Origin of the sequence: Gibbsiella dentisursi, assembly GCF_039539505.1 — a bacterium.
Taxonomy (GTDB): domain Bacteria; phylum Pseudomonadota; class Gammaproteobacteria; order Enterobacterales; family Enterobacteriaceae; genus Gibbsiella; species Gibbsiella quercinecans.
Genome location: NZ_BAABDG010000002.1, coordinates 130,226 through 142,456 on the forward strand (window position 1 = coordinate 130,226; position 12,231 = coordinate 142,456).

Consider the following 12,231-nt stretch of genomic DNA (forward strand, 5'->3'; position numbering starts at 1 on the left):
TAGATAGATTTTCAGCTATCGAGCAGTCGATAGTGCATGGCGCGCACCACCGCCTGAACCCGGTTACTGGCGCCCAGCTTATGGGCCGCGGTATTCAGATGCAGGCAGACGGTGGCCACCGAACGGTGCAGCTTGCGGGCGATCTCCTTGGCCGTCAGGCCTTCTGCCGCCCAGGAGAGGCATTCGCGCTCACGTTTGCTCAGGCGCACGTATTGGCAGGTGAGCAGCTCTTTATCAAACAGTGGGAACACCGATTCCTGGAACGCATGGGCGATAAAGCTCAACTCGGCCAGCGTTTCATTCAGCGCCTGTTCCTGCTGGGCGCCGCTGGTAATGCCGGTGATAGTGACAAAACCGCCGTGTGGCAGATGCAGCGGCACCGTGGCGCCGCAGGGCATCTGGTTGTCGCGCATATAGTCCTGCACCGGCTGGTGCTGTTTCTCCAGCACAATCTGGAGCGCGGTTTGCTCCGGGTGTTGATAAGACCAGACAAACGGCGCGCAGGTTTTCAGCGCATAGACCTGCACCGGATCGGCCTGGTAATACCCCTGTTCACACCACAGCGCGCGCATATCGTCCGGCACATTGTGCATTTGCAGCAATGACGGCGTGATCAGATCGCCCTCCAGAGAGCGCGGCACCGGCGTAAAGTCATAAATCATCGCGTCAAACCCCAACCGCAACGTCTGCTGATACAGCCCGGCAAAGGCCTGGGCCAGCGTATCGCTGTGGGCGGTGGGGGATGGGGTAATTTTGATGCTCATCATAACTCTCCAAAAAACGCATCGTCTGCCACGTTTTGGGAACGGATCGTGCAAACGTGTTCCCCTGATCCATGCAATTCAGGTGCCACGTGGCAACGGCATGGGGCCTGAAAACTAGCATTTTTACTAACTACCCGCTGCGGCATTACGCGGGTAGCGTAAGAATAGGTCCAGTGCCGCCGTGGGCGGCCATTATCAGCAGGGGGAATGATGTGGCATGAGATCCAGCCTGATAAACCACAGGCTATCGCCGATGCTGACTATTGTGCGGCGTTGCACCATCAGAAAGCACTGCGCCGGCGTGCGGTAAGGGGGTGAGCGTGCACCGTTATCGTTTTCTGCTGTTCCGGCCGTTGCAACTGCTGCCGGTGTTGTTTGGCATCAGCGTGCTGACCTTTGTGATGGTGCGCAGCATCCCCGGCGATCCGGCGCGCATTCTGCTCGGCGTGCGCAGCACCCCCGCTGCGCTGGCGCGCGTGCGCGCGCAGTTCGGCCTCGATCAGCCGCTGTGGCTGCAGTATTTTTATTTCCTGCGTAATTTGCTCAACGGTGAACTGGGGCGATCGATCGTTTACCGGGTGGATACCCTGAAGCTGATCGTTTCCCGCATGGAACCCACCCTGTGGCTGATTGGCGGCAGCGTGCTGCTGGCGTTGCTGTTGACAGTGCCGTTGGCGGCTACCGCGGCACGGCGGCAGGGGCGCCTTGCTGATCAGTTGATCCGCCTGTTCTCCACCGGCGGGTTAGGGTTCCCGGCTTTTTGGCTTGGGATCATGATGATCCTGCTGTTCAGCGTCACCCTCGGCTGGTTCCCGGTTTCCGGCTATGGCGCAGATTGGCTTGAGCAATTGCATCACATGGTGTTGCCGTGCATGACGGTTGCGTTAGCGCTGTCCGCGGTGCTCACACGCAACCTGCGGGCCAGCCTGATCATGGAAATGCGCAGCGACTACGTTACCGCCGCCCAGGCGCGCGGCCAGCCGGGCGCACGGATTTTCTGGCGGCACGTGATGCCCAACTCATTGATCCCCACCATCAACCTGCTGGCGGTGAATATCGGCTGGCTGATCGGCAGCACGGTGGTGATCGAAAGCGTCTTTGCCATTCCCGGCATGGGGCAATTATTGATCAAGGCGATTTTCAGCCGTGACTACATGGTGGTGCAGGGCGTGGTGCTGATCTTTGCGCTGGGCACGGTATTGGTGAACCTGCTGGCCGATCTGATCACCGTGGCGCTGGATCCGAGGGTCAAGCTATGAGCCTGATCCGCGTATTGCCGCGCGTTGCGGGGCGTTGGCTGCCACGCCAGCATACGCTGAGCTGCGGCCTGGCGATTATCCTGCTGTGGGGGCTATTGGCGTGTTTGGCACCGTGGATCGCCCCGTTTGATCCTACGGCGTTGGATCCGGCCGCCAGCCTGCTGCCGCCCAGCGTTGCCCACCCGTTCGGCACCGATAATTTTGGCCGGGATATTTTTTCACGCGTGCTGTGGGGCGCGCGGGTGGATCTGCAGATCTGCCTGATCGGGGTGATCTTCCCCTTTATCCTCGGCACCACGTTGGGCGCGTTTTCCGGCTACGCCGGCGGGTTGATCGATACGGTGCTGATGCGGGTTATCGATATCGTTTTGGCCTTCCCGTTTTTGGTGCTGATGTTGGCGATTATCGCCATTCTCGGCCCCGGCCTGCTCAGCTTTTACATTGCCATGGCGATGGTGGGGTGGGTGTCGTATGCCCGCCTGGTGCGCTCGCAGGTCCTGACGCTGAAACACCAGGATTTCATCCTGGCGGCGCGCAGCCTGGGCTACAGCCACCCGCGCATTCTGTTCGTGCATCTGTTGCCTAACGCGCTCACCAGCGCGCTGGTGTTTTCCATGTCCGACTGCGTGCTGGTGCTGCTCAACGGTGCGGCAATCAGCTATCTCGGCCTGGGCGTGCAACCGCCCACCGCAGAGTGGGGCGTGATGGTGGCGGAAGGGCAAAGTTTTATCACCACGGCCTGGTGGATCACCACTTTCCCCGGGTTGGCCATTGTGACGCTGGCGATGGGTTTTAGCCTGCTGGCCGATGGCATGGGCGACAAGTTAGGGGAACGCCGATGACGTTGTTACAGGTTTCACACCTGCGAGTGACCAACCGGCAGGGGATCGCGCTGGTGGACGACGTTTCTTTCCAGGTTGCCGCCGGTGAGATGCTGGGGCTGGTTGGCGAGAGCGGATCGGGCAAGACGGTGACGTGCCGTGCCCTGATGCGCCTGCTGCCCGATGCGCTGACCATCAGCAGCGGGGAAGTGTGTTTGCACGGGCAGGAGCTGTTGGCGTTGCATGAACGCCAAATGGCGCCGATCCGCGGGCGCGAGATCGGCATGATCTTCCAAAACCCCTCCAGCCACCTGAACCCGATCATGACCATCGGCGAACACATTGCGGAAAGCCGCCGCCTGCATATGGGCGCCAGCCGGCGCGAGGCGCGGGCGGATGCCGTGGAACTGCTGCGCCAAGTGGGCATTCCCGATCCGTCGCAGCGGGTGAACAACTACCCCCACGAGTTTTCAGGCGGCATGCGCCAGCGCGCGATGATCGCGGTGGCGTTGGCGCCGGCGCCCAACGTGCTGATCGCCGATGAGCCCACCACGGCGCTGGACGTCACGGTGCAACTGCAGATTTTGCGTTTGTTGGCCGAACTGCGCGATAGCCTGGGCGTGGCGATCGTCATGATTACGCACGATCTTGGCGTGGTGGCGCAAACCTGCGATCGCATCGCGGTGATGTACGGCGGGCGCCTGTGCGAAATCGGCGGCAAGCGCCAGGTGCTGGCGGGGGCGCTGCATCCTTACACTCAGGGGCTGATTGACTGCCAGCCGTCCAGCGAAGGGGGCCACGGCCGGCTGCTGACCATCGACGGCCAGCCGCCGGTGGCCGAGCATTTCCCCACCGGGTGCCGGTTTCATCCGCGCTGTCGCCACGCAACGCCGGGCTGTGGTGCGCTACAACCGCCGATACGCCCAGCACTGAGCGGCGGCGGCCACCTGGCGGCTTGCCACCACCCATTGGGACGATTGCATATACCGGAGGAAGCATGTTGAACGCGAACTGGCCATTGTTGGAGATAGACGCGCTGTCGGTGAGTTTCCCGATCGCCGGCGGCCTTGGTGTGAAAACGCGCCGGCTGCATGCGGTGAGCGAAGTGAGCCTGCAACTGCGGGCCGGTGAAACGCTGGGCCTGGTGGGGGAATCCGGCAGCGGCAAAAGCACGCTTGGGCGCGCCATTTTGCAGTTGGAGCCGGCCAGCGCCGGCCGCGTACACTTCGACGGCCACGTGATCAGCGGCGGTCTGCGCAGCGATATCGCGCGCCTGCGCCAGCAAACGGCAATGATTTTTCAGGATCCCTTCGCCTCGCTTAATCCTCGGCAAACCATTGGCGAAAGCCTGGCCGAGGTGCTGCGCGTGCACCGTAAAGCGCTGAAAAGCGAGATACCCGCACGGGTTGATCAACTGTTGATCGAGGTGGGGCTGCGGCCGGAGCACGGCAATCGGCGGCCCCACGCCCTGAGCGGCGGCCAGTGCCAGCGGGCAGGGATCGCCCGGGCGCTGGCGATCGAACCGCGGCTGATCGTGGCCGACGAGTGCGTGGCGGCGCTGGATGTGTCTATTCAGGGGCAGATCATCAATCTGCTGATGACGCTGCGCGAGAAAATGGGCCTGGCGATTTTGTTCATCGCGCACGATTTGGCGATTGTCCGCCGGCTGTGCGATCGCGTGGCGGTGATGTACCTGGGCCGCATCGTCGAGCAGGGGCCGGTGGAGGCGGTGTTTCGCCAGCCGCGCCATCCGTACACCGCCGCGCTGATTGCCGCTATTCCCGAGATCGATCCCGATCGCCCCCTGCCGGCCCGGCCGCTGAGCGGGGAACCGCCAAGCCCGATCGCCCGCCCGGCGGGATGCGCTTTCCACCCCCGTTGCCCCTTCGCCCTGGCGGCGTGCCGCAGCGGGGGCGCCCCTGAAACCCGGCATATTGCCGATCATGCCTACGCCTGCGTGCTTAATCGCAACGGTGGCGAAAGTGCGAATTCGTTTGACTGAGGAGTGGTGAAATGAAGCGAAAGCCGTATCAAACCGTAGCCGCCGGCCTGTTGTTGGCGCTGTGCCTGGCAAGTGAGGCGGCGCAGGCCGCCGGTATCCTGAGCATTGGCCGCCGGGATGACAGTACCACCTTTGATCCGATCAAATCTGCGCAAAACGCCGATAACTGGGTGTTTTCCAACGTGTTTGATCCATTGGTGCGGGTGGATAAGATGGGCACCAAACTGGAGCCGGGGCTGGCGGAGAGCTGGAGCATCTCGGACGACGGCAAGGTGTACACCTTCAAGATCCGCGATGCCAAATTCTCTGACGGCAGCCCGGTCACCGCCAGCGACGCGGCCTTTAGCCTGCTGCGCATTCGCGATAACGAGGAGTCGCTATGGCGGGATTCCTACAGCATTATCGCCACGGCGCAGGCGAAGGATCCGCACACGTTGGTGATCACCCTGAAGTCGCCGTCGGCGCCGTTCCTGTCGCAGCTGGCGCTGCCCAATGCGTCCGTGATTTCGGAAAAGGCGATGAAGGCTGAGGGGGAGGAAGCGTTTGCGGAAAAACCGCTCGGCTCCGGCGCGTTCAGCGTGAAGGAGTGGGTGCGCGGCGAAAGGGTCAGCCTGGTGAAAAACCCGTACTTCTGGCAGGCCGATCGGGTGAGCCTGGATGGCGTCGAGTGGCTGACGCTGCCGGACGACAATACCCGTATGCTGAAAGTGCAGGCCGGCGAGCTGGATGCGGCGCTGAACGTGCCGTTCTCGCGCATTGCTTCGCTGCAGAAAGATGCCAATCTGACGGTGGAACTGAACCCCTCAACCCGGGAAGATCACCTGCTGATCAACCATTCCCATGGCGTGCTGGGTAAAGTGGAAGTGCGCCAGGCGCTGGATTTTGCCATTGATAAAGACGCCATCGTGAAAACTGTCACCTTCGGCTATGGCCAGGTTGCCAATTCCTATATTCCGGCCGGGGCGCTGTATCACTATGCCGATAATCTGCGCCGCCCTTATGATCCTGAAAAAGCGCGCCAGATGTTGGCCGCTGCAGGCGCCAGCGATCTGACGCTGAAATACCTTGTTAACGCCGGCGACGAGGTGGACGAGCAGATCGCGGTTCTGCTTCAGCAGCAGTTGGCGAAGGCGGGCGTGAAGGTGAATCTGCAAAAGGTGGATCCAAGCCAGAGTTGGGACATGCTGATCGCCGGTGACTATGATATTTCCGTGATGTACTGGACCAATGACATTCTCGATCCGGATCAGAAAACCACCTTTACGCTGGGGCACGACGCCAACATGAACTACATGACGCGTTATCATAACGATCAAGTTAAAGCCCTGGTCAGCGCCGCGCGGGTGGAAATGGATGCGAAAAAGCGTGAGCAGATGTATATCGATCTGCAAAAAATGGCCAAGGCCGATGTGAACTGGATCGATCTCTACTACAGCCCTTATCGCAACGTCAGCCGTAAGAATATCAAAGGCTTTTACCAAAACCCGCTTGGGCGTTTCTTCCTGGAAGATACCGTCAAAGAATAACCCCAACCTGTGGCCCCCGGCACCGGGGGCCGTTCAGGCATCGGCCTGGCCGCCGCGCAATTTTTCCAACCACTGGGCCAGCGCCTGCTGGCGACCGCACCACAGCGTTTCCGCTTTTTCAACGCTCACCGGTTCAAACTGCAGCCTGTCGCCGGGCTTCAACTGCCCCAGCCTGGCCAAATCAGCACGGATGACGGTGGCGATTTTCGGGTAGCCGCCGGTGGTTTGGCGATCGCTCATCGCCACGATCGGCAGGCCGTTGCCGGGGATCTGAATGCTGCCGCGGGCGATGGCGTCAGAGACGATATTGAACCCTTTACTGTGCGCGATCGGCTGGCCCTGCAAACGGTAGCCCATGCGATCGCTCTGATTGGACAGGGTGTAGTGTTGCTCAATAAAGCCTGCTTTGGCCGCCGCATCGAAATGCGTATCCTGCGGCCCCCAGATAATGCGGATCGGCCGCTTTTCCATCTGCGGCATGATGCGCTCTGCCGCGCCCTGATACGGGGGCGCCGTGGGGGCGTCAACCAGCGGTAGATGGTCATTTTTTTGCAACGGGCGCCCGGCAAACCCACCCAGGCCGGCCCGCATCAGGGTTGAAACGCTGCCCAGCACCGGCGCCACGGCAAAGCCGCCGGTGACCGCCAGATAGCCCCGGGCGCCGCTGATGACGCGCCCCAGCGCCAGCACGCTGCCCGGCTGCATTTCATGGCACCGATAAGGCGCGCACGGGCGGCCGTTGAGCGTGGCCGCCAGGTTGCCGGTCACCGCGAAATGGTATGGGCGATCGCCGGCCAGGCGCAGCGTGGGACCGAGCAGAGTGATTTCCAGCGCGCCGGTGTTGGCCGGGTTGCCGACCAGCGCGTTGGCAACGGCAAAGCTGAGTTCGTCCATCGCACCGGAAGGCGGCACGCCCTGGTCTTCAAAGCCGAAGCGGCCTTCATCTTGCAAAGTGGTAAAAAGCCCGGGGGAAAGCACCTCAAAATGCATCATGCCTGCCAGCTCCATTCGGGCAGATAGTGGCGCTCTGCCGAGAGTTGTTCGAATTGGCGCTCACTGATGGTAAAAAAGCGGACGTTGTCGCCGGCCTGCAGCAGAAAGGGGGATTCGCGCGTGGGATCAAAGCTACGCACCGGCGTGCGCCCCAGCAGGTGCCAGCCGCTGGGGGCGGCGACGGAACCGACCGCCGTTTGCATGCCGCCGATGCTGATGCTGCCGGCGGGCACCTTCAGACGCGGCTCCACCCGCCGCGGGGTGTGCAAACGCGCATCCAGCCCGCCAAGATAGGCAAAGCCGGGCATAAAACCGATCATATAAACGCGGTAGCGGGTTGCGCTGTGGATGGCGATGGCTTCTTGCTCGCTTAGCCCGTGCGTGGCGGCAAGTTCCGGCAAATCGATGCCGTACTGCCCGCCGTAGCACACCGGAATATGCCAGCATTTGCTGGGCGCATCGGCCTCCGCCGTCTCGGCCAGCAACTGCTCAAGCTGCTGGATTAATGCCTGCTGCCGCACTTGGGTGGAATCGTAATTCACCGTCAGTGAACGGTAGGTGGGGATCAGCGAGGTGATCCCGGCCGGCGCCGCCGCCTTCAGGCGCGCCGCTAATGCGGTGACGCGCCGGTTGATCTGTTCGTCGATTACCTCGCCAAAATCGATGTAAACCGCGTGATCGGCAACCGGGAGTAATTGCCACGCGGGGGCTGCTGCGGGCTGGTCCACGTCATTTTTCCCACATGTCTAAAAGTGATGGTCGTATGAAATACGTTTGGCATACCAATGAGATGCTGTCAATATACGAGATAGAGATTTATTTTCGCGCCGTGCTGTGCAACTGTGATGGGCAATCAAAATAACCAAGGGGAATGCGCCATGTTGATCGATCTCAACTGCGATATGGGGGAAAGTTTCGGGGCCTGGACGATGGGGCAGGATGAAGAGATGTTGCGCATCGTAACCTCGGCCAACATCGCCTGCGGTTTCCACGCCGGGGATCCGGACGTGATGGCGGCAACGTTGGCCGCGGCGCAGCAGCAGGGGGTCAAGGTGGGAGCGCATCCCAGCTTTTTTGATCTGCAGGGCTTTGGCCGCCGCCAGATCCTGGGCGACAGCCCGGCGCAGATCGAACGGCAGATCATCTATCAGATCGGTGCATTGAAAGCGTTGGCGGAAAGCCAGGGGATGCGTTTGCAGCATGTGAAAACCCACGGCGCGCTCGGCAATATGGCGGCGGAAGACGATGCGCTGGCGATGGCAGTGGCCAGGGCGATTTATGCGGTGGACAAGTCCTTGATTATGGTGACCATGCCGGGCTTGTGCACGGAAAAAGCGGCGCTGGAAGTGGGCTTGCCGCTGGTGCGCGAGATCTACGTCGATCGCGCTTATGCCGAAAACGGCAACCTGGTGTCGCGCAAGCTGCCGGGCGCGGTGCTGCACGATGCCAAACAGGCCAGCGAGCGGATCCTACGGATGCTGGAGGATCAGGCGCTGATCACCTTGCAGGGAACGCGCATACCGGTGACGATTGATACCATTTGCGTGCACGGCGACACGCCGGGCGCGGTTGAGATGGCGGCGCAGGTGCGCACGCTGTTAGAAAGCAAAGGCGTGGCCTTCGCCCCGATGAGTGAAGTCATTGCCGCCCGTGGCTGATGGCCGCTGAACGCCGGGCGCCGCCGTTCTTACCGGCGCCGGGTTGGCCATACCGCCGGGTTAACCAGCGAATCCGGCTTTTCATCCCGCAACACGCGTAAAATGCCTTCAACTGCCGCGCCTGCCATATTGATTAACGCCTGCTCCGTCGATGCCGCAATGTGCGGCGAAACCACCAAATTGCGGGCGGCCAGCAGGGCGGCGCCGGCAGGCAACGGTTCCTGCTCGAAAACGTCCAGCCCAGCCCCCGCCAGCGCGCCGTTATTGAGTGCGCGGATGAGCGCCGCTTCATCGATCAGCGCGCCGCGGCTGGTATTAATCAGGTAGGCCGAAGGTTTCATCAGCGCTAACTGCTGCGCACCGATCAGGTGCCGGGTTGCCGGCAGGGAAGGGACATGCAGAGAAACGATGTCGCTTTGGCGCAGCAATGCGGCCAGATCGGCGGCCTTACGGTACCCTGCGGCCCGGATAACCGCATCCGGCTGGCTGCTGTAAACCACGACCTGCATCCCCAATGCGTTGGCCAACGCCGCCGTGCAGCGGCCGATGGCGCCCAGCCCGACAATCCCCAGCACCGCATGCTGCAGCTCCCGCAGCCCGCTTTGATATTTGAAGGCCTGATAGGCGCCCTGCCGGACCGCGTTGTCTGCCGCTACCTGCCGTTTTGCCAGGGCGAACATCAGCCCGATGGCATGTTCGGCGACCGAGCGCGTATTCATGCCTGGCGTATTGATCACCACGATGCCTTTCTCTGTTGCCGCCTGCAGATCAATGCCGTCGGTCCCTACGCCGTGGACGGCAATCACTCTAAGATGCGGCAGTTGCGCCATCATGGTGCGTGAAAATTCGCCGCTGCGGAAGATTGCCGCGACCACACCGGCCTGAGCCGCCGTATCCAAATCCTCGCTTTGTTCCAAAGGTGACAGATTGGCATTTTTTAACCTGTTGATTCCGAACTGGTGTATCGGCTTGGGTATCCAGCAACTATTTTTCATTGGGCGCGCTCCGCGTTTGGAATACTTTTGGCATTTTCTTTGCTTTTTATACAAGTGCCAATAAAAAACAAACATGATTTTTACGCATACAGCAATAGGGGGTTCAGATGATGGCCCAACCTTGTTTCACCGGGCAGGATATGATTCTCGCGGCCACAGAAGGCATTGCGGTCGCGCTGGGCAAAGGGCAGGCGCTGGCGATCGAGAATATTTGCGGCAATCAGGTGGTGGATGCCTGGGCAATTAGCCAACGCGATCCTTTCGAGTACGCCTCTATGGAACATACGCGTTCGGTGAACAGCAATCTGTTTCTGCAGCCAGGAATGACGGTGGTCAGCAACTATCGCGCGGCCATGTTTACACTGGTTCACGACGCCTCGCCCGGCCGGCATGACACGCTGCTGTGCCCCTGCAATGCCGAGATTTATCGGGAGCTGGGCTGCACGCAATACCACCGTAGCTGCACCGATAATTTCCACGCCGCCTTGAATCATCTGGGCATCACGCTGCCGTTTACCCCGGCTTCATTGAACCTGTTTATGAATGTGCCGTTTCAGCCGGACGGTGCGCTCGATCGCGCCCCGCCGCGCGCCAAAGCGGGGGATACCTTGGTGTTAAAGGCCGAGCAGGATATCTGGCTGGTGCTTTCCGCCTGCCCACAAGATATCACGCCGATTAACGGTGTTAGCCGCCGGCCTGCCGATATTGGTTTGCACTTAATCGAGAATATGCCATGTGAAGGAGGGGCCGCATGACGCACATTGAGCCGTCTTTATTACGGATCAAAGAGCTGAATAAGCGCTATGGCGAACTGCATGTGTTGAAAAATGTGGCGTTGAACGTCAACCGCGGCGAGGTGGTTTCGATTATCGGCGCCAGCGGCTCCGGGAAAAGTACGTTTTTGCGCTGTCTGAACGTGCTGGAAATGCCGCAGAGCGGCTTTATGGAATTTGGTGAATTCTCGTTTGATTTCCGTGACGGCGCCAGAGCCCAGCCTTCCACCGAGCAGTTGCAACAACTGCGTACGCAAATTGGCATGGTGTTCCAGAGCTACCATTTATGGCCGCATATGACGGTGCTGGAGAATGTGATTGAAGCGCCGCTGCGGGTGAAAAAAATGTCGCGCAAGGAGGCGGTAGAGGTGGCCGACGCCTTATTGAACCGCGTCGGGATGTATGAAAAGCGCGATCAGTACCCCGGCCGGCTCTCCGGCGGGCAACAGCAGCGGGTGGCGATAGCCCGGGCGCTGGCGATGAAGCCGCGCATGATGCTGTTCGATGAGGCCACCTCGGCGCTCGATCCGGAGTTGGTGGGCGAAGTGCTTGCCCTGATCGCCGCCCTGGCGGAAGAGGGCATGACCATGCTGCTGGTGACCCATGAAATCGCCTTTGCCCGGGATGTTTCTTCACGCGTACTGTTTTTTGATCAGGGCGTGGTGGCCGAGGACGGCCCGCCGCAGCGGGTACTGGCCGATCCGGAAAGCCCCCGGTTACGGCAATTTCTCAGCCGCATTCTGCATGAGGATATTTCCCCCGCCGCGAAAAGGAATGTGCCATGAATCAATTATTGAGTGATTTCCAGGCCTATGGCGCCGGTTTTTTCTATGCCGCCGTGACGGTGTTGGCCATCACGGTGCTGACGATTCTGCTCAGTTGGGTGTTTGGGCTGGCGGCGGCGCTGGGCAAGCTTTCGCCGGTGGCGCTATTTAGCCGGGCCAGCCGGTTTTACATTTGGTTTGTGCGCGGCACGCCGGCGTTGATCCAGGTGTTTATTGTCTATTTCGGCTTGCCGCAGTTGGGGATCCGGTTTTCACCGTTCGCCGCCGGTGTGATTGCGCTGGCGCTAAACAGCGGCGCTTATATCGCTGAAATTATCCGTTCAGGGCTAAATGCCATTCCGCGTAGCCAAATGGAATCAGCCTATGCGCTGGGGCTGTCCAAACGTGAAGTGATGCGCCGCATCATCTTGCCGCAGGTGTTTCGCATTATTTTGCCGCCGATGACCAACGAGGCAATTTCCGCGTTGAAAAACACCTCGTTGCTTTCCACCATTACGGTGATCGACATCACTCTGTATGCCCAGACCATTATCTCCGCCACTTTCCGTCCGTTTGAATTCTATATTGCCGCCTCGGTGATTTATTTGCTGTTGACGTCGATGCTGACGGAGTTTGCCGCCTGGCTTGAACGCCGCCAGGAACGTTACAGCTAACC

At 60.6% G+C, this 12,231-nt stretch carries 13 protein-coding genes; 9 read left to right on the forward strand and 4 right to left on the reverse strand.

Annotated elements, in window-relative coordinates; translation table 11 throughout:
• Positions 1–11: 11 nt before the first annotated feature.
• Positions 12–767 (reverse strand): helix-turn-helix transcriptional regulator, encoded by a 756-nt coding sequence (locus tag ABFX35_RS00970; RefSeq protein WP_423783678.1) that lies wholly within the window; start codon positions 765–767, stop codon positions 12–14.
• Positions 768–1,084: 317 nt separating this feature from the next.
• Here ABFX35_RS00970 and ABFX35_RS00975 point away from each other — a divergent pair, with 317 nt between their 5' ends.
• From ABFX35_RS00975 to ABFX35_RS00995, 5 genes are read left to right on the forward strand one after another with little or no spacing between them, the layout of a single operon-like run.
• Positions 1,085–2,023: an ABC transporter permease gene (locus ABFX35_RS00975; RefSeq protein ID WP_279027569.1), complete on the forward strand. Its 939-nt coding sequence runs from the start codon at positions 1,085–1,087 to the stop codon at positions 2,021–2,023.
• Positions 2,020–2,865 (forward strand): ABC transporter permease, encoded by an 846-nt coding sequence (locus ABFX35_RS00980; protein ID WP_346078657.1) that lies wholly within the window; start codon positions 2,020–2,022, stop codon positions 2,863–2,865. The genes ABFX35_RS00975 and ABFX35_RS00980 overlap by 4 nt, the downstream gene beginning before the upstream one ends.
• A complete protein-coding gene (locus ABFX35_RS00985; RefSeq protein ID WP_346078659.1) occupies positions 2,862–3,848 on the forward strand; it encodes an ABC transporter ATP-binding protein in 987 nt (328 codons plus the stop codon). The genes ABFX35_RS00980 and ABFX35_RS00985 overlap by 4 nt, the downstream gene beginning before the upstream one ends.
• Positions 3,842–4,846: an ABC transporter ATP-binding protein gene (locus ABFX35_RS00990; protein WP_346078661.1), complete on the forward strand. Its 1,005-nt coding sequence runs from the start codon at positions 3,842–3,844 to the stop codon at positions 4,844–4,846. Before ABFX35_RS00985 ends, ABFX35_RS00990 begins: the two co-directional genes overlap by 7 nt.
• Before the next feature lie 11 nt (positions 4,847–4,857).
• The gene (locus ABFX35_RS00995; RefSeq protein WP_346078663.1) at positions 4,858–6,372 is read left to right on the forward strand and encodes an ABC transporter substrate-binding protein; all 1,515 of its coding nucleotides are present in this window, start codon (positions 4,858–4,860) and stop codon (positions 6,370–6,372) included.
• Positions 6,373–6,405: 33 nt separating this feature from the next.
• Here ABFX35_RS00995 and ABFX35_RS01000 read toward each other — a convergent pair whose 3' ends face one another.
• Both ABFX35_RS01000 and pxpB read right to left on the reverse strand, forming a co-directional pair.
• Entirely contained in the window at positions 6,406–7,365 is a 960-nt protein-coding gene (locus ABFX35_RS01000) for a 5-oxoprolinase subunit C family protein (RefSeq protein ID WP_346078665.1), read from the reverse strand.
• The gene (pxpB, locus tag ABFX35_RS01005) at positions 7,362–8,093 is read right to left on the reverse strand and encodes a 5-oxoprolinase subunit PxpB (RefSeq protein WP_346078667.1); all 732 of its coding nucleotides are present in this window, start codon (positions 8,091–8,093) and stop codon (positions 7,362–7,364) included. Before pxpB ends, ABFX35_RS01000 begins: the two co-directional genes overlap by 4 nt.
• A gap of 150 nt (positions 8,094–8,243) precedes the next feature.
• Between pxpB and ABFX35_RS01010 the strand changes: the two genes are divergently transcribed.
• Positions 8,244–9,023, forward strand: coding sequence for a LamB/YcsF family protein (locus ABFX35_RS01010; RefSeq protein ID WP_095845708.1), 780 nt, complete (start codon positions 8,244–8,246; stop codon positions 9,021–9,023).
• Positions 9,024–9,052: 29 nt separating this feature from the next.
• On the opposite strand, the gene ABFX35_RS01015 is transcribed toward ABFX35_RS01010, so the two are convergent.
• Positions 9,053–10,018: a hydroxyacid dehydrogenase gene (locus ABFX35_RS01015; protein ID WP_346078669.1), complete on the reverse strand. Its 966-nt coding sequence runs from the start codon at positions 10,016–10,018 to the stop codon at positions 9,053–9,055.
• Between the two features lie 107 nt (positions 10,019–10,125).
• Here ABFX35_RS01015 and ABFX35_RS01020 point away from each other — a divergent pair, with 107 nt between their 5' ends.
• Genes ABFX35_RS01020 through ABFX35_RS01030 form a run of 3 tightly spaced genes read left to right on the forward strand, consistent with a single transcriptional unit; the run spans position 10,126 to position 12,229 of the window.
• Positions 10,126–10,773, forward strand: coding sequence for a DUF1989 domain-containing protein (locus ABFX35_RS01020; RefSeq protein WP_346078671.1), 648 nt, complete (start codon positions 10,126–10,128; stop codon positions 10,771–10,773).
• A complete protein-coding gene (locus ABFX35_RS01025) occupies positions 10,770–11,576 on the forward strand; it encodes an amino acid ABC transporter ATP-binding protein (protein ID WP_346078673.1) in 807 nt (268 codons plus the stop codon). Before ABFX35_RS01020 ends, ABFX35_RS01025 begins: the two co-directional genes overlap by 4 nt.
• Positions 11,573–12,229, forward strand: coding sequence for an amino acid ABC transporter permease (locus ABFX35_RS01030; RefSeq protein WP_095845704.1), 657 nt, complete (start codon positions 11,573–11,575; stop codon positions 12,227–12,229). The genes ABFX35_RS01025 and ABFX35_RS01030 overlap by 4 nt, the downstream gene beginning before the upstream one ends.
• The last annotated feature ends 2 nt before the right edge of the window (positions 12,230–12,231 follow it).